Source organism: Streptomyces albidicamelliae, from assembly GCF_025642175.1.
Classification (GTDB): domain Bacteria; phylum Actinomycetota; class Actinomycetes; order Streptomycetales; family Streptomycetaceae; genus Streptomyces; species Streptomyces albidocamelliae.
On the sequence record NZ_CP106795.1, the window covers coordinates 5,207,750 to 5,223,672 of the forward strand.

Here is a 15,923-nt window from a genome sequence, read left to right on the forward strand (position 1 = left end):
GCCATGAGCCACAGTGCCCTCGGCAGACGCCCGCGAGCCACCACCCGTGTCCGTGCGGGCCTCGGTGTCGCTGCCGTACTCTCCGTCGTCGGTCCCTTCCTGGTCCCGGCCGCGGCGCAGGCCGGCCCCGGCGAGCCCGCCGCACCCCGGACCGTCACCCGCTGGTCGGCCAGGACGCCGGCGCCCGGTGTGCAGGTGCGCACGGCGACCCTCCGGCACGCCGACGCCGTGCACACCTGGACGGTCGCCGTCCAGTACCCGGCCGTCAGCCGGCTGACGGGCGCCGCGACCTGGGCCGAGGTCGGAACCCGCGGCTGGGCCGACACCACGGCGGGAAAGCTGCGCGCCGCGGGATTCGAGCCGCGGGTGGAGAACGTCCAGTGGCCCCGCTACGCGGACACACCGCACGGGACGATGGGCTACCGGGTGCGCGTCGGGTCGTACGGCACCCAGGCCGCCGCGCGGACCACCGCGACGGCGGTCACCTCGGCCGGCTTCCACACCTCCGTCACCTGGACCGGGTACGACGTCCAGGAACCGGCCGACCGGGAGAACGTCCACGTCGCGGTGATCGACCCGCGCGTCTTCGAGGGCACCGTCACGGGCACCCACGACGGCAGGGTCGCGCAGCGCGAGACGACGTCGTCGGTCGCCGCCCGGCTGAACTCGCTGGTCGCCGTCAACGGCGGCTTCTTCGTGATCTCGGACGCCGACGGCGTGCCCGGCACCGTCTCCGGACTGGGCGCCTACGACGGCCGGCTGGAGTCGCTGGCGGCCGGTTCACGTGCCGCGCTGATCCTCGGCGACGGCGGCCGGCGGGCCCGGGTGGCGGATCTGACGACCACCGTCACCGCCCGGGCGGGGGAGTCCTCGTACCGCGTCCAGGGCGTCAACCGGCTGCCGGGGACCCTGCGGGACTGCGGCCGTCCGGGCGCCGCACCCAGCGCCCTGCCCTGGCAGGACGTCACCTGCCGGATGACCGACGACCTGGTCGCGTTCACACCCGCGTTCGGCACCGACCTGCCCACCGGGCCCGGTGCGCAGGCCGTGCTGGACGGGTCCGGCCGGGTGGTGTCGGCCGGTGCGCGCGGCGGGCGGGTGCCGGCGGGCGGGCGGGTCCTGCAGGGCATCGGGGACGCCGGCGACTGGCTGGCCGCCGAGGCCCGGCCCGGCACCCGTGTCCACGTCGACGAGGTCGTCCGCGACACCGGTGGCCGGCGCGTCCGGCTCGACGGCGACGACTCGATCGTCAGCGCCGCCCCCACCCTGGTACGGGACGGCCGCATCGACATCGACGCGGCCGCCGAGGGCGTCGTCGACCCGCGGGACCTGTCCTTCGGCTACGCCTGGGCCAACGTCCGCCAGCCGCGCACCATGGCGGGCGTCGACGGGAAGGGCCGGCTGATCCTGGCCACGGTCGACGGCCGGCAGACCGACGGCAGCGAGGGCTTCACGCTGTACGAGGCCGCCGCGTTCATGCGCTCGCTCGGCGCCGTGCAGGCGCTGAACCTGGACGGTGGCGGCTCCACCACGATGGCCGTGGACGGCACCCTCGCCAACCACCCGTCGGACGCGGCCGGCGAACGCGCCGTCGGCGACACGATCCAGGTCCTTCCCGCCGCGGGCGACTGACGGGCCCACCGCTCACCGGCCGCCGCCCGTGCCCCGCCCCTGCGCCACCACCACGTTGGCCAGGGGCTCCCCGGCCGTGTACCGGGCGAGCTGGGCGCGGACCAGGGCCAGCGCTCGGGGCCGGTACGCGGAGGTGGTGGCGGCCGCGTGCGGGCTGATCAGGGTGTGCGGAGTCGTCCACAGGGGGTGGTCCGGCGGCAGTGGCTCGGGGTCCGTCACGTCGAGTGCCGCGCTCAACCGCCCCGTGCGCAGGGCGTCGACCAGCGCGGCGGTGTCCACCACCGCGCCGCGGGCCACGTTGACCAGGAGGGCACCGTCCTTCATCCGGGCCAGGAACCGGGCGTCGACCAGCCCCCGGGTCGTGTCCGTGAGCGGCACGGTCAGCACGACCACGTCGGCCCGCGGGAGCAGGGACGGCAGCGCGTCCATGGAGTGCACCGGCCCCTGGGGCAGCTCCCGGGCGGTGCCGGCCACGCGCAGCACCTCGCACTCGAACGCCGTCAGGCGGGCCTCGACGGCGGAGCCGATCGAGCCGTGGCCGATGAGCAGAACGGTGCGGTCGGCGAGCGCGGGGCGGAAGCCGGTGGTCCAGCGGCCCGCGTCCTGGGCGCGGACGAAATCGGGGACGCCCCGCAGCGAGGCGAGCGTCAGCGCCACCGCGTGTTCGGCCGTGCTCGCCGAGTGGACACCCGCGGCGTTGCACAGCGTGACCCCGGCGGGCAGGTGCGGCAGCACGTCGTCGACGCCCGCGCTCAGGGACTGCAGGACGCGCAGGCGCGGCAGGGCCGGCAGCAGGGGGAGCGCGGCGCCGGTGAACGTGTACGGCATGACGAAGAACTCGACGGCGGCCAGGTCCCGGCCGGTGGGAGCCCCTCCGGTGCCGTCCCACACCAGCGCGGGCCAGCCCGGGGGAAGACCGCCCAGTTCGGCGGGCGGGAACGGCAGCAGGAGCCTCGCGTGGTCCGGGGTTCCGGCGGAAGTCATCGGTGGCGCTTCCGGTCCCGCGTCCGGCCGCGCCCACGGTGGGGCTCCCGGTGCGGCTTCCGGCAGGGCTTCCGGCCGGCGGGAGCGACCGGTGCGAGCGGGAGGCTCCCCGGGGCGGGTCGGCTCATACGGCACGTCCTGCGGCGACGGGCGATAGTGGACAGGGACCAGTCTTCCACCGTCCCCTCAGGGAGGCCCGTTGACCAGGGCCGACGGTTCACGCGTGGTGATCGTGATGGGCGTGTCGGCGTCCGGCAAGTCCACGGTCGGAGCGTGGCTCGCGCAACGGCTCGCCGTGCCGTACGTGGACGGAGACGACCTGCACCCCGCGGCGAACCGCGCCAAGATGGCGTCCGGCCACCCGCTCGACGAAGCCGATCGTGAGCCCTGGCTGGCCGCCTTCACGGAGTGGATCCGCACGACGGCCGCCCGGGGGCACGGAGGCGTCGCCACGTGTTCCGCGCTCAGACGCGCGTACCGGGACCGGTTCCGCCGCACGGGGGCGGACCTGTGGTTCATCCACCTCGCGCTGGACCGGGCGGTCGCCGCGGAACGGATCGCCCGCCGCCGAGGACACTTCATGCCACCGCAGTTGCTCGATTCGCAGTACGCGATCCTCGATCCGCTCGCGGCCGACGAGCCGGGCGTCACCGTCGACGCGTCCGGGGACCGCGAGCAGGTTCTGGCGGAGGTGCTGCGTGCGGTGCCGCCACCGGACGGGTAGCCCCGCACCCCGCGCCGTCGCGCGTTCGCCCAGGAGGTGACAGGCATGCGTGCTTCGCTGATCCAGCTGTCCGTGGACGCGTCGGAATCCGCCGCGGAACGCCGGCTCAGGGCGGCTTTCCTGGTCCGCGACCGGGCGGGCGACCACCTCGTGGCCCTGCCGGAGCTGTGGGTGGCGGGCGCCTGGTCCTACGACCGCTGGGAGCGCGACGCCGAGGGCATCGACGGCCCCACGGCCGAGGCCACGTCGGCCGCGGCGCGCCGGGCCGGGGTGCGGCTCCACGCCGGATCCGTCGTCGGACGGGACGGCGACGGGACCCTGTACAACACCGCGCTGCTCGTCTACCGGGCCGGCGAACAGCGCGGCCGCTACCGCAAGATCCACCGGTACGGCTTCGACACCGGCGAGGCGACCGTGATGGGCGGCGGCGACGACATCGTCACCGTCCCCCCCGGAGTTCGGCGTGACCGGCCTCGCCATCTGCTACGACCTCCGCTTTCTCGAACTCTTCCCCGAACTCCGAACTCGTCTGCGGGCTGCTCGACGCGGGCGCGGAGCTGGTCGTGCCGGCCGCCTGGCCCACCGCCCGCCTCGCCCACTTCCAACTCGTCACCCGCACCGGGGTCCTGGAGGAACCGTCGAGGCCCCGGTGCGCCGGTGAACCCGTGCCGGCGGACCGTACGGACCGTCAGGCGGCCGGCAGCGGCTGTTCCGTCCAGACCGTCTTGCCGTCGTGGGTGTACCGGGTGCCCCAGCGTTCCGTGAGCTGAGCGACCAGGAAGAGGCCGCGCCCGCCCTCGTCCGTGCTGAGGGCCCGGCGCAGGTGCGGGGACGTGTGGCTGGTGTCGGACACCTCGCAGATCAGGGTGTCCGTGCGGATGAGACGCAGGGTGACCGGGCCGGCCGCGTACCGGTAGGTGTTGGTGACCAGTTCGCTCGCGACCAGCTCGGTGGTGAAGGCCAGTTCGGCCAGCCCCCATTCGTCGAGCTTCGCCGTCGTCAGCTCCCTGGCACGGGCGGCCGAGGTGGCCTCCAGCGGCAGCTCCCACGAGGCGACGTTCTGCGGCCGCAGCACCCGGGTGCGGGCGATGAGCAGCGCGACGTCGTCGGTGGGGAGATGGCCCTTGGGCAGCAGCGCCTCGACCACGGCGTGGCAGATGCGCTCCAGGGGTTCCGTGGTGCCGGCGAGACAGGCGCGCAGGTGGTCCAGCGCGGTGTCCACGTCGCCGACGCCCGCTTCCAGGAGGCCGTTGGTGTAGAGGGTGAGCAGGCTGCCCTCGGGCAGGTCCAGCTCGTACGTCTCGAAGGGCAGGCCGCCCAGGCCCAGCGGTGGCCCCGCGGGCAGGTCCAGCACGGTCACCTCGCCGGCCGGGGTGGACACGACCGGCGCCGGGTGACCGGCCCGCGCCAGGGAACAGCGCTGGGATACGGGATCGTAGACGGCGTAGAGACAGGTGGCCCCGAGCACCTGCTCGATCGCCGACGGGTTGTCGTCGGCGTTCGCCTCCAGTTCGCCGGCCAGCAGGCTGACCAGATCGTCCAGCCGCGCCACCACCTCGTCCGGCTCCAGGTCGAGGCTGGCCAGGGTGCGCGCGGCGGCGCGCAGCCGGCCCATCGAGGCCGCGGCGTGGATCCCGTGACCGACCACGTCTCCGACGACCAGGGCCACGCGGGCCCCCGACAGCGGGATCACGTCGAACCAGTCGCCCCCGAGGCCCGGTTCACCGCTCGCCGGGAGGTAGCGGCAGGCCACCTCCACAGCAGGCAGGTCGGACAGGGCGCTCGGGAGCAGACTGCGCTGGAGGGTCAGAGCGGTGTTCTGCTGCTGGGTGAAGCGGCGCGCGTTGTCGATGCAGACGGCAGCCCGCGAGGAGAGTTCCTGGGCCACCGTCGTGTCGCCGTCCTCGAACGGCTCCGAATTGCGCGACCGCCACAGGCTCACCACCCCCAGGACGATGCCGCGTGCGATCAGGGGCACCGCGATCAGCGAATGGACACCGAGCCCCAGGGCGAGTTCGATCCGCCGCCGGTCCATGGCGTACCACTCGGGGCGGAGGGACAGCAGCCGTTCGAGGACCGGGCGACGCTCGGCCAGACACCGCGCCTGCGCGGATTCCGGCAACAGCGGCACCACGTCGCCCACCCGGTACGGGATGCGGTGTTCCGACGGTGAGAGGGCGGTCCGCAGCAGGGGTCCCGTCGCGTCGGGACTGGGTTCGTCGCCCAGCGTCACGGGTTTGAGCAGGTCCACCGAGCAGTGGTCGGCCAGGCCCTGGACGGCCACGTCGGCCAGTTCCCGGGCGGTCTGCCGCACGTCGAGGGAGGTCCCGATCCGGGCGCTCGCCTCGTTCAGCATGGCGAGCCTGCGCTGTGCCCGGTGGCGGTCGGTGACGTCCTCGATGGTCTCGGCCACGCCGAGCACCCGGCCCGAGGGGTCCTCCATCCGGAACGCCGAGACGGACACGATCCGTTCCCGGCCCGGCTCGTGGCGCGCCCGGGCGGACTGCTCCGTGAAGATCAGCGGTTCGCCGGTCTCCAACACGTGCCGGACCCGGTCGTCCGCCGGTCCCGCGTCCTCGTCGACCATGAACTCGCGGGGCCGGTGGCCCACCGGCGCCTCGGCCGGTACCCCGCTCGCCTTCGCGACCGCCCGGTTGACCCGGATGACCCGTCTGTCCGGGTCGTAGGTGACCAGTCCGATCGGGGACCGGCGGTACAGGCCGTCCAGCAGTGCGCGGTCCCGCTGCCAGGCAATGACCTCCGCGGCGGGAGCGCCGACCAGGAGCCATTCCTGACCGCCGCCCTCGCGGGTGACCGTACGTGCCCGGAAACCCATCTCCAGCCGGCGCCCGTCGCGGTGCCGGACGGGCACGACACCGAACCATCCCCCCGCCTTCACGGCGTCCACGACGGCGGACCGCGCGACCGGCAGGTCACGGCTGTCGACCAGGAGGTCCCGCCACGGCCGGCCGATCACTTCCTTGGCCGAGTAGCCGAGCAGCTCCTGGGCACGGCCGCTCCAGCCGACCACGGTGCCTCGGTCGTCGAGCACGGCCGACGCGCCACGCCCCAGCGCGAACGGATCCTCGGGACTCTCGCTGAAATGGATCGACGGCGTCCCCATAGCCACCACCTTGTCTCCGTGCCTTCGATGTTCCTCCCCGTGGGCCACGTCCGCGACTCTCCCTGACGTACCCCACGGCCCGGAGGCGGCCACCGGAGGAACCGGCCGTCACTCGCGCAGGTGGGCGAGAAGCTCCTCCCCGGCGGGGTAGGGGCGCTCACGGGGCAGCAGCCGCGCGGCGGAGTCCGGGTCGCCCGCGCCGACGAGGGCGTGGATCTCGCGGGCGAGCGGGGTCACGTCGCGGATGGAGACCGTCCACTCGTCCGCGTAGCGCCGTGCGGCCTCGCCGGAGAGGCCGAGCTGCAGGGAACGGTACGGCAGGGTCCGCAGATGCAGGTCCCGCTCGGGATCCCACTGCACGCGGGCGGGCGAAGCCTTCAACTGGCGCTGCCACGCGGCCCGGTCGGGGTGCACACCGCGGGCATAGCCGGCCAGGCACGCGTGGCGCAGCGCCCACTCGAAGCCGTCCCGGCGGATCTCGACGGCGAGGACGGTCTGCTGCCCCTCCTTGGCGCCCCAGCCGCAGCGGTACATCATCCACAGGAACGACGGCTTGATCCACGTCATCCGGTCGCGCTTCCACGTGGCGGAAAGCGGCCCTCGCGGACGGCGGGCAGACCGATCTCCGGGGAGTACGCCTGGTAGACGGTGATCGTGGAGTCCGCGTAGGCCGCACGGATCTCGCGCTGGGGGTGTTCCATGGCGTACAGCGTGGGGTCCGGCCGGTTCGGGCGGCCACTGATTTTCGGCGCCCCCCGCGACACCCCTCGTCCCCGCCATCGGCCCCCGCGCGGCGGAGAGCGCCGGCCGCTCGGCCGGCGGTCAGCCCGGCAGGGTCGCCGGGCTGCCGCCGTTGGCCTCGTAGCCGGCGACGGCCAGCGCACGGTAGACGGCGAACTCGGCGGCCGGGTCGGCGGACAGCGTCCAGGGCAGCGCACCGACGTGACCGTCGACGTGTATCAGCTGGTGCATGGCCTCCGCCCAGCGCTCGCCGCGGACCAGGAAGAAGATCAGCAGGTGCCGGACGTGCGCCTGCGTCGGGTCGTCCGGCCGGGCGGCGTGCACCGCGTGCAGCGCTCCGTGCACCGCCCGGGTGACGACCTCGCTCTGGTGGAAGCCCGCGACCAGGTTCACCTCGGGGAGGTGCTCGAAGACCGCGAACAGCGGCAGCGCGGCGAGCATCGAGCCCTGCGGGGCGCGGGCCGCCGCGGCCTCCGCGAAGGAGTACGCCTGCTCGCGCGAGCCGTGCCACTTCTCGCACCAGTAGTGCAGCGCCGCGAGGTGCGCGCCCATGTGATGCGGGGCGCGGTCCAGGATCTTCAGCCACAGCTGCTCGAACTCGGCCTGCGAGTAGGCCAGTCCGCGCGCGATGGACAGCTCGACGAGGTAAGGCACCGGGTCGCCGGGGGCCAGCAGGGCCGCCTGTGCGCAGGCGTCCCGGGCCTCCTCCATGATGATCCGGAAGTCGTCCGTGCCCGGTGTCGACGTGCGCCAGGCCTGCTGCACCAGGAACTCCGCGTGCACGGCCGCGCCGCCCGCGTCCTTGGGCTGCTCGGTCCGCCAGACCCGCAGCCACTGGCCGCCCGGCGTCTCGTGCACCCCGCCGGGCCGCTGCTGCAGCTCCAGCGCGGCGGCGCCCGCGAACGCCTGGACCCGCTGCCAGCGCCGCTCGCCCTCGGCCTCCGTACCGGCCAGCAGCTGGGCGGCCGCCCGGTAGTCGTGGGTGCGCTGCACCAGCTCCAGGACGTCCAGCAGGTCCTGGTCCGGGCCGGGCATGCGCACGTCCAGCTCCTCCTGGCGCGCGAAGCCGTAGTTCGCCGGGTCGGCGGCGTCCGGGTGCCCCGCGGGGACCAGGCCGATCGCCCCGCGCCTGCGCCGCACGACCGGGAGCAGGACGAAGCCCAGCATGAGCAGCGCCATCAGCAGCCAGAGAATCGCCATGCCCCAAGCGAACCAGACGCCGCCGTCAAATGGCCAACCCCACCCCCGACCTGTGGAAAACTCCGGTTCTGGCCATGACAAGGAAGGCGGGGCCGGAGACGGCGGGGGCGGGGCCGGTGACGGCCGGGGCGACGGGGACGGGGAACGCCGGGGTGCCGAGGCGCCGAGGCGGCGGGCGTGGTGGGGGCGTGGTGGGCGTGACGAGTCCGGCGGCCGGACCGGCCCGCGCCACCGCCGTACACGCAGGGAAAACCCTCCGACCGAGCCCGGGGGAGCCCGGTGTCCGTCAGCATCCGGCCAAGCGCACTACGCTCGGTGCAATGAGCGACAGGCACATCAGTCAGCACTTCGAGACCCTCGCGATCCACGCGGGCAACACCGCGGATCCCCTCACCGGCGCGGTCGTCCCGCCGATCTACCAGGTCTCGACCTACAAGCAGGACGGCGTCGGCGGGCTGCGCGGCGGCTACGAGTACAGCCGCAGCGCCAACCCGACCCGCACCGCCCTCGAAGAGAACCTCGCCGCGCTGGAGGGCGGCCGCCGCGGCCTCGCCTTCGCGTCCGGCCTCGCGGCCGAGGACACCCTGCTGCGCACGCTGCTCACCCCCGGCGACCACGTGGTCATCCCGAACGACGCCTACGGCGGCACCTTCCGCCTGTTCGCCAAGGTCGCCACCCGCTGGGGCGTGGAGTGGTCGGTCGCCGACACCAGCGACCCGGCAGCCGTCCGGGCCGCGCTCACCCCGCGGACCAAGGCCGTCTGGGTGGAGACCCCCTCCAACCCGCTGCTCGGCATCACCGACATCGCCGCCGTCGCCCAGGTCGCGCACGCCGCGGGTGCGAAGCTCGTCGTCGACAACACCTTCGCCACGCCCTACCTCCAGCAGCCGCTGGCGCTAGGCGCGGACGTCGTCGTGCACTCCCTGACCAAGTACATGGGCGGCCACTCGGACGTCGTCGGCGGTGCGCTGATCGTCTCCGACCAGGCGCTGGCCGACGAACTGGCCTACCACCAGAACGCGATGGGCGCCGTCGCCGGCCCCTTCGACTCCTGGCTGGTGCTGCGCGGCACCAAGACCCTCGCGGTGCGCATGGACCGGCACAGCGAGAACGCCACGAAGATCGCCGACATGCTGACCCGGCACGCGCGCGTGACCAGCGTGCTCTACCCGGGCCTGCCCGAGCACCCCGGCCACGAGGTCGCCGCCAAGCAGATGAAGGCCTTCGGCGGCATGGTGTCCTTCCGCGTGGAGGGCGGCGAGGAGGCCGCGGTCGAGGTCTGCAACCGGGCCAAGGTGTTCACCCTCGGCGAGTCGCTCGGCGGCGTCGAGTCCCTGATCGAGCACCCCGGCCGGATGACGCACGCCTCCGTGGCCGGCTCCCTGCTCGAGGTCCCCGGCGACCTGGTGCGCCTGTCCGTGGGCATCGAGAACGCCGACGACCTGCTGGAGGACCTGCAGCAGGCCCTCGGCTAGCGAGACCCGGATCACCAGCCGGTGATCGGTGGAGTCGTCTGGGACGGCGGCTCCACCCACGGGTGCGCGTCCACCGCCCACACGGTGAAGGCCACGACCGCGGCGCACGCCAGCAGCCACAGCACCCGGCGCGCCAGCCGTCTGCGCCGCAGCAGGCGCTCGCCGCGGCGCACCGCGTCCGCGTGCACGTCCGGCGGCACCGGCGCCGGCAGCCGCTCCATGATCCGGCGCGCGGTGCTCTCCCGCTCGGCCCGGTTCACCGGCCGCTCCCGCCGGTGCGCCCGCGCCTCACGACGACACCGCCTTCGCGCCCACCGCGCGCGCGGCGGACCGTCCGGCCGGATGCAGCACGGCGGACGTCGCACGGTCGCAGATGGTGCGCACGCGTTCCATGGGCAGTCCGAGCAGGGCCGCCACCTGCTCCTCGGCGACCCCCTCGTAGAGCCGCAACACCAGGATCAGCCGCTCCTGCGGTGCGAGGGCGGCGAGCGGGTTGCCCGGATCCGGCCGCCGGGAGCGGGCGGGGGCGACGTACTGGTGCCAGGTTGCGCGCGCGAAGCGCGTGGCCAGGTACTGGCGGGCGCAGTCATAAGGATCCTCGCCGCGCAGCCGGTCCCAGCGGGCGTAGACGTGGGCGAGGGCCAGGGTCAGCAGCCGCCGCGCGCGCGGGCTCGCGTCCGGGGCCTCCGCGGTGAGCAGCGTGGCGGTGTGCAGCAGACGTCCGGCAGCGCCCGCGACGAACGCCTCGAACTCGCGGGCCCGCCGCGCATCGCGGGACACCTGCCGATCACGCACCGTGCCTCCCCCTGAAGGGGCCCTGTCCGGTACGGGACACGCGAAGCGCGTACGACGCAGGACCCGGTCTCATATGAGGCCAGCGGCGGCCGGAGGTCAAGGGTCCGGACCCCACCGGTACCGGACGGGGCCCTTCGCGGCATCAGGAGGCCGGCGGCTGCTCCGCCGAGGGAACTCCCTGCACCGCCATGCGCGCGGACAGCGCGCTGTTGAAGCGGGTGAGGAGCGTGCAGAACTGCTCGCGCTCCTCCGGCGCCCAGTCGTGTGTCAACTCGGCCATGAGCTGACGCCTGGACGAGCGCACCTCCTCCAGCCGGGTCGTGCCGCGCGGCGACAGCTGGAGCACCACCGCACGTCCGTCCTCCGGGTGCGAGGTGCGCTTGACGAGTCCGGTGTCGACCAGCGGAGCCACCTGACGGGTGACCGTGGAGGAGTCGATGCCCATGCTCGCGGCGAGCGCCTTGACGCCCATCGGGCCTTCTTTGTCGAGGCGGTTGAGCAGCAGGTAGGCGGCGCGGTCCATGGAGTTGCGCACCTGCCCGACGCCGCCGAGCCGGGTCTGTTCGGCACGGCGGGCGAACACCGCCACCTCGTGCTGGAGGGTGTCGAGGAGACCGGTGTCACCGACGGTCGTCATGTCCATCGACATTTCAGGTGTTGTGGGCATGGCCGGAGGCTCGCTTCATGAAGGCTGCTGGGATGGGGGACAGGGTACGCGGCCCGGCGCCGGACCGTACCGGCGCTGCGCGAACCGGTCTCGGAGCTTGGTCACACCCGTCGTACGCGACTGTGAACTGCGATGCTGGAGTCATGAGCTACCGCACGGCCGGATCCTTGCGCAGCGTGACCCTCGACGACGTGCGGGGAGCCCAGAAGATGCTCTCCGGTGTGGCCCGGGCGACCGCGATGGAGGGCAGCCGGCATCTGTCCCAGCTGGTCGGGGCGCCGGTGCACCTCAAGTGCGAGAACCTCCAGCGGACCGGTTCGTTCAAGCTGCGCGGCGCCTACGTGCGCATCGCCGGGCTGCTGCCCGAGGAGCGGGCGGCCGGCGTGGTGGCGGCGAGCGCCGGCAACCACGCGCAGGGCGTGGCCCTGGCCTCCTCGCTGCTGGGCGTGCACGCCACCGTGTTCATGCCGCAGGGCGCCCCGCTGCCGAAGGTGAGCGCGACCCGGGAGTACGGCGCCGAAGTGCGCCTGCACGGCCAGGTGGTCGACGAGACCCTGGCAGCCGCCGAGGAGTACGCGGCCGAAACGGGCGCGGTGTTCATCCACCCCTTCGACCACCCGGACATCATCGCCGGTCAGGGCACGGTCGGACTGGAGATCCTGGAGCAGTGCCCGGAGGTGCGCACGGTCGTCGTGGGCGTCGGCGGCGGCGGGCTCGCGGCCGGTATCGCGGTGGCCGTGAAGGCCCTGCGGCCCGACGTACGGATCGTCGGCGTGCAGGCCGAGGGGGCCGCCTGCTACCCGCCCTCGCTCGCCGCCGGCCGCCCGGTCTCGCTGGACAGCCCGGCGACGATGGCCGACGGCATCAAGGTGGGCCGCCCCGGCGAGGTGCCGTTCGGGATCGTCGGCGAGCTCGTGGACGAGGTGCGCACGGTCAGCGAGGACCAGCTGTCGGCCGCGCTGCTGCTGTGCCTGGAGCGGGCCAAGCTGGTCGTGGAACCGGCCGGGGCCGCCCCCGTCGCGGCGCTGCTGGCGGCGCCGGACGGCTTCGAGGGCCCGGTCGTCGCGGTGCTCTCCGGCGGCAACGTCGATCCGCTGCTGATGCAGCGGGTACTGCGGCACGGCATGTCCGCGCAGGGCCGCTACCTGGCCGTCCGGCTCCGTCTGACGGACCGGCCGGGCGCCCTCGCGACGCTTCTCGGGGCGTTGTCAGTGGTCGACGCTAATGTCCTCGACGTGAGCCACGTACGGACCGATCCCCGGCTCGGGCTCACGGAGGCGGAGGTGGAGCTGCACCTCGAGACGAAGGGCCCGGCGCACTGCGCCGAGGTCGGTCAGGCCCTGCGCGACGCGGGTTACACGGTCATCGACTGAGGCCGGGCCGATCCGGCACGCGGGGCTTCACTCGTCCGAGTCCCATAGGGCCGGACACTCTTGAGAGACGCGATACATCGCGTTACGGTGTGTCGCGTGACCGCCCGGCCGGCCGCCCGCAGCGGAAAAAGGCGGGCGGTATGGAGCGCGCGGACCTAGCCTTCCCGAACGATCCCCGACGACGTGGAGACAGACATGCCAGGCGCCATCTATGCCGAAGGCCTGGTGAAGACCTTCGGCGACGTAAAGGCACTGGACGGCGTAGACCTCGATGTGCCGGAAGGAACGGTCCTCGGCCTGCTCGGGCCGAACGGCGCCGGCAAGACGACCGCCGTCCGCTGCCTCACGACCCTGCTGCGCCCCGACAGCGGCCGGGCCGTCGTCGCGGGTGTGGACGTGCTGCGGCATCCCGACGCCGTACGCCGGTCCATCGGACTGTCCGGCCAGTTCGCGGCGGTCGACGAATACCTGACCGGCCGGGAGAACCTGCAGATGGTCGGCCAGCTCTACCAGATGAGGGCCAAGGCGGCGAAGGCGCGCGCGGCGGAGCTGCTGGAGCAGTTCAACCTCGCCGACGCCGCCGACCGCCCCGCCAAGACCTACTCCGGAGGCATGCGCCGCCGCCTCGACCTCGCCGCGGCCCTGGTGGTCTCCCCGCCGGTGATGTTCATGGACGAGCCGACCACCGGTCTCGACCCGCGCAACCGCCAGCAGCTGTGGGAGGTCATCAAACAGCTCGTCTCCGGTGGCACGACCCTGCTGCTGACCACCCAGTACCTGGAGGAGGCCGACCACCTCGCGCACGACATCGCGGTGGTCGACCAGGGCCGGGTCATCGCCACCGGCACCTCCGACCAGCTCAAGGCCCGCACCGGCGGCGAGCGCGTCGAGGTCGTCGTGCACGAGCGCGACCACATCGCGACCGCCGAGGAGGTGCTGCGCGGCTTCGGCAAGGGCGACACCACCGTCGAGGAGCACACCCGCCGGCTCACCGTCCCCGTCACCGGCGGCGCCAAGCTGCTCGCCGAGGTGATCAGGGAGCTGGACACCCGCGGGATCGAGATAGACGACATCGGGCTGCGCCGCCCGACCCTCGACGACGTCTTCCTGTCCCTGACGGGGCATGTCGCCGAGGCCGGCGAGCGGGACGCGGACAACGGCAAGGAGGCCGTGAAATGAGTGCCCTGACCGACGCCGTGCCCGCGGCGGCGCCCGGCAACCCCATCGGCCGGTCCGTCCGGGACTCGCTGATCGTCGCCAAGCGCAACCTGATCCGCATGTCCCGCATCCCCGAGATGATCATCTTCGGGCTCATCCAGCCGATCATGTTCGTGGTGCTGTTCACCTATGTGTTCGGCGGCTCCATGAAGATCGGGACCAGCACCAGCGCGAACGACTACACCAACTTCCTGATGGCCGGCATCTTCGCGCAGACCGTCACGTTCGCCACCGCCAGCTCCGGCGCCGGCATCGCCGACGACATGCACAAGGGCCTCATCGACCGGTTCCGCTCCCTGCCCATGGCGCGCGGTGCGGTGCTGACCGGCCGCACCCTCGCCGACCTGGTACAGACGGCGCTCACCCTGCTCGTCCTCGCGGTCGTGGCGCTGCTGGTCGGCTGGCGCGTGGGATCCAACGGCGAGACCAACGCCGGCAAGGTCCTCGGCGCCTTCGGCCTGCTGCTCCTGCTCGGCTACGCCTTCACCTGGATCGGCGCCCTGATCGGCCTGTCCGTGCGCACCCCGGAGGCGGCCACCTCCGGCGGGCTGATCTGGCTGTTCCCGGTGACCTTCATCTCCAACGCGTTCGTGGACACCTCGAACATGACCCCGTGGCTGCGCCACATCGCCGAGTGGAACCCGTTCAGCGCCACGGTGCAGGCGTGCCGGGTGCTCTTCGCCAACCCGGGCCAGTCCACCTCCGGCGCCTGGCCCATGCAGCACCCGGTCTGGGCGTCACTGCTCTACTCGATACTGATCATCGTGGCCTTCCGCACCCTGGCGGTCCGCAAGTACCGCTCCGCCACGGCGTGACGGCATGAAGAAGCCCCCGGCGTCGTCCGGACGCCGGGGGCTCGAAGCCGATGGTGGGGGGCCGAATCAGCCGGAGTACGGCTCGGCCTTCAGGATGCGCACCGAAGCCTTCTTGCCGTTCGGCAGCTCGTACTCCGCGTCCTCGCCGACCTTGTGGCCGATCACGCCCGCGCCGAGCGGGGACTGCGGGGAGTACGTCTCGATGTCGGCGCTCGCGTACTCGCGGGAGGCGAGCAGGAACGTCGTGGTGTCGTCCTCGTCGCCGTCGAAGGCGATCGTGACGACCATGCCGGGTGCGACCGCCCCGTCCGCGGACGCGGGGGCCTCGCCGACCTGGGCGTTCTCGAGAAGCTGGGTGAGCTGGCGCACGCGCAGCTCCTGCTTGCCCTGCTCCTCCTTGGCCGCGTGGTACCCACCGTTCTCGCGCAGGTCGCCCTCCTCGCGCGCGGCCGCGATCTTGGCGGCGATCTCCGTGCGCGCAGGACCAGTAAGGTACGCAAGCTCGTCCTTGAGCTTGTTGTACGCCTCCTGGGTCAGCCAGGTGACGTTCTCGCTGGTCTGGGTCACAGGGTGCTCCTCGTCGGTACAGGGAATACAAAGCATCGCCCTACCCAGAAGAATGTTCCCTCTTGGATGGGCGAAACCACGAGCCTAACAATTCAACGCCGGAAGGGGGAGGACATAAGCCATCAGAATCACAACAACGCAGGTCAGCGTGTACGTATTCCGGGTGATGCGGGAGTGTCCGGGCCTCAGCCGGCGTGACAGCCGAGCAACTCGGCCGTCATGCCCTTCGCGGTCGTACGGAGCGTGACGACCTTGTCGACACGCGTGGCGGAGCCGGTGAAGCGGAAGTCCGCCCGTCCCACCTCGGCGCCGTCCGCGCCCTGCGAGCGCAGGGTGCAGTAGCCCGAGGTCCCCGAGTCCTTGTGCACCTCCAGGTGCACCTTGACGGCGTCGTCCGAGGCCTGGAAGGTGACCACCTGGGCGCTGATGTCGCTCTGCGCGACGTAGTGGTAGGCGAAGTAGCCGATCAGGGCGAGCAGGGCCGCGCCGAGCACCGTCCCCGCGACCTTGAGCCTGCGGTCGGCGCGCGCGTCCGAGGAGCGGCCGTAGCGGCCCTCGGGCAGCCGCGTGCTCGCCGTGCTCATGATCGTCCTCTCGGCAGGAGCGGG

Annotated in this window: 15 protein-coding genes and 1 pseudogene; 7 read left to right on the forward strand and 9 right to left on the reverse strand. The window is 73.1% G+C overall.

Going from position 1 to position 15,923, the window contains the following annotated elements; all coding sequences use genetic code 11:
* Positions 1-3: 3 nt before the first annotated feature.
* The gene (locus N8I86_RS23940; RefSeq protein WP_263278669.1) at positions 4-1,632 is read left to right on the forward strand and encodes a phosphodiester glycosidase family protein; all 1,629 of its coding nucleotides are present in this window, start codon (positions 4-6) and stop codon (positions 1,630-1,632) included.
* 12 nt (positions 1,633-1,644) lie between these two features.
* Here N8I86_RS23940 and N8I86_RS23945 read toward each other — a convergent pair whose 3' ends face one another.
* A complete protein-coding gene (locus N8I86_RS23945) occupies positions 1,645-2,616 on the reverse strand; it encodes a 2-hydroxyacid dehydrogenase (protein WP_263278670.1) in 972 nt (323 codons plus the stop codon).
* A gap of 199 nt (positions 2,617-2,815) precedes the next feature.
* Between N8I86_RS23945 and N8I86_RS23950 the strand changes: the two genes are divergently transcribed.
* Complete coding sequence (locus N8I86_RS23950) at positions 2,816-3,340, forward strand: gluconokinase (protein ID WP_241840741.1); 525 nt, start codon at positions 2,816-2,818, stop codon at positions 3,338-3,340.
* 45 nt (positions 3,341-3,385) lie between these two features.
* Positions 3,386-4,105: a nitrilase-related carbon-nitrogen hydrolase gene (locus N8I86_RS23955; protein WP_263278671.1), complete on the forward strand. Its 720-nt coding sequence runs from the start codon at positions 3,386-3,388 to the stop codon at positions 4,103-4,105.
* Here N8I86_RS23955 and N8I86_RS23960 read toward each other — a convergent pair.
* The 3 genes and pseudogenes from N8I86_RS23960 to N8I86_RS23970 all read right to left on the reverse strand — a co-directional run bounded on the left by N8I86_RS23960 (position 4,029) and on the right by N8I86_RS23970 (position 8,405).
* A complete protein-coding gene (locus N8I86_RS23960; RefSeq protein WP_073889034.1) occupies positions 4,029-6,464 on the reverse strand; it encodes a SpoIIE family protein phosphatase in 2,436 nt (811 codons plus the stop codon). The two genes, N8I86_RS23955 and N8I86_RS23960, sit on opposite strands and share 77 nt — an antisense overlap.
* A gap of 108 nt (positions 6,465-6,572) precedes the next feature.
* A pseudogene (locus N8I86_RS23965) lies at positions 6,573-7,165 on the reverse strand (DUF4291 domain-containing protein).
* A 121-nt stretch (positions 7,166-7,286) separates the two neighbouring features.
* Positions 7,287-8,405, reverse strand: coding sequence for a hypothetical protein (locus N8I86_RS23970; protein ID WP_263278672.1), 1,119 nt, complete (start codon positions 8,403-8,405; stop codon positions 7,287-7,289).
* 320 nt (positions 8,406-8,725) lie between these two features.
* On the opposite strand from N8I86_RS23970, the gene N8I86_RS23975 reads away from it, so the two are divergent.
* Positions 8,726-9,880 (forward strand): cystathionine gamma-synthase, encoded by a 1,155-nt coding sequence (locus N8I86_RS23975; RefSeq protein ID WP_123436859.1) that lies wholly within the window; start codon positions 8,726-8,728, stop codon positions 9,878-9,880.
* A gap of 11 nt (positions 9,881-9,891) precedes the next feature.
* Here the strand turns inward: N8I86_RS23975 and N8I86_RS23980 are convergent, their stop codons facing one another.
* The 3 genes from N8I86_RS23980 to N8I86_RS23990 all read right to left on the reverse strand — a co-directional run bounded on the left by N8I86_RS23980 (position 9,892) and on the right by N8I86_RS23990 (position 11,324).
* Positions 9,892-10,140: a hypothetical protein gene (locus N8I86_RS23980; protein WP_073889042.1), complete on the reverse strand. Its 249-nt coding sequence runs from the start codon at positions 10,138-10,140 to the stop codon at positions 9,892-9,894.
* Between the two features lie 28 nt (positions 10,141-10,168).
* On the reverse strand, positions 10,169-10,675 hold the full coding sequence (locus N8I86_RS23985) for a sigma factor-like helix-turn-helix DNA-binding protein (RefSeq protein ID WP_107423589.1): 507 nt from the start codon (positions 10,673-10,675) through the stop codon (positions 10,169-10,171).
* Between the two features lie 142 nt (positions 10,676-10,817).
* Positions 10,818-11,324 carry a MarR family winged helix-turn-helix transcriptional regulator gene (locus tag N8I86_RS23990; protein ID WP_185091557.1) on the reverse strand — a complete coding sequence of 169 codons (507 nt, stop codon included), beginning with the start codon at positions 11,322-11,324 and terminating at the stop codon, positions 10,818-10,820.
* A gap of 161 nt (positions 11,325-11,485) precedes the next feature.
* On the opposite strand from N8I86_RS23990, the gene ilvA reads away from it, so the two are divergent.
* The 3 genes from ilvA to N8I86_RS24005 all read left to right on the forward strand — a co-directional run bounded on the left by ilvA (position 11,486) and on the right by N8I86_RS24005 (position 14,748).
* Entirely contained in the window at positions 11,486-12,715 is a 1,230-nt protein-coding gene (gene ilvA, locus N8I86_RS23995; protein ID WP_073889043.1) for a threonine ammonia-lyase, read from the forward strand.
* A 195-nt stretch (positions 12,716-12,910) separates the two neighbouring features.
* Positions 12,911-13,894, forward strand: a complete 984-nt coding sequence (locus tag N8I86_RS24000; RefSeq protein WP_073889045.1) for an ATP-binding cassette domain-containing protein — start codon at positions 12,911-12,913, stop codon at positions 13,892-13,894.
* Positions 13,891-14,748, forward strand: a complete 858-nt coding sequence (locus tag N8I86_RS24005) for an ABC transporter permease (protein WP_073889046.1) — start codon at positions 13,891-13,893, stop codon at positions 14,746-14,748. The genes N8I86_RS24000 and N8I86_RS24005 overlap by 4 nt, the downstream gene beginning before the upstream one ends.
* A 66-nt stretch (positions 14,749-14,814) precedes the next feature.
* Here N8I86_RS24005 and greA read toward each other — a convergent pair whose 3' ends face one another.
* A complete protein-coding gene (gene greA, locus N8I86_RS24010) occupies positions 14,815-15,315 on the reverse strand; it encodes a transcription elongation factor GreA (RefSeq protein ID WP_073889048.1) in 501 nt (166 codons plus the stop codon).
* Positions 15,316-15,500: 185 nt separating this feature from the next.
* Positions 15,501-15,899 (reverse strand): DUF4307 domain-containing protein, encoded by a 399-nt coding sequence (locus N8I86_RS24015; protein ID WP_073889049.1) that lies wholly within the window; start codon positions 15,897-15,899, stop codon positions 15,501-15,503.
* Between the last annotated feature and the right edge of the window lie 24 nt (positions 15,900-15,923).

Excerpts from the sequence above, each read along its gene's own strand:
- N8I86_RS23940 (WP_263278669.1), top strand. The coding sequence starts at position 4 with ATGAGCCACAGTGCCCTCGGCAGACGCCCGCGAGCCACCACCCGTGTC.
- N8I86_RS23945 (WP_263278670.1), bottom strand. The coding sequence starts at position 2,616 with ATGACTTCCGCCGGAACCCCGGACCACGCGAGGCTCCTGCTGCCGTTC.
- N8I86_RS23955 (WP_263278671.1), top strand. The coding sequence starts at position 3,386 with ATGCGTGCTTCGCTGATCCAGCTGTCCGTGGACGCGTCGGAATCCGCC.
- N8I86_RS23960 (WP_073889034.1), bottom strand. The coding sequence starts at position 6,464 with ATGGGGACGCCGTCGATCCATTTCAGCGAGAGTCCCGAGGATCCGTTC.
- N8I86_RS23970 (WP_263278672.1), bottom strand. The coding sequence starts at position 8,405 with ATGGCGATTCTCTGGCTGCTGATGGCGCTGCTCATGCTGGGCTTCGTC.
- N8I86_RS23975 (WP_123436859.1), top strand. The coding sequence starts at position 8,726 with ATGAGCGACAGGCACATCAGTCAGCACTTCGAGACCCTCGCGATCCAC.
- N8I86_RS23990 (WP_185091557.1), bottom strand. The coding sequence starts at position 11,324 with ATGTCGATGGACATGACGACCGTCGGTGACACCGGTCTCCTCGACACC.
- ilvA (WP_073889043.1), top strand. The coding sequence starts at position 11,486 with ATGAGCTACCGCACGGCCGGATCCTTGCGCAGCGTGACCCTCGACGAC.
- N8I86_RS24000 (WP_073889045.1), top strand. The coding sequence starts at position 12,911 with ATGCCAGGCGCCATCTATGCCGAAGGCCTGGTGAAGACCTTCGGCGAC.
- N8I86_RS24005 (WP_073889046.1), top strand. The coding sequence starts at position 13,891 with ATGAGTGCCCTGACCGACGCCGTGCCCGCGGCGGCGCCCGGCAACCCC.
- N8I86_RS24015 (WP_073889049.1), bottom strand. The coding sequence starts at position 15,899 with ATGAGCACGGCGAGCACGCGGCTGCCCGAGGGCCGCTACGGCCGCTCC.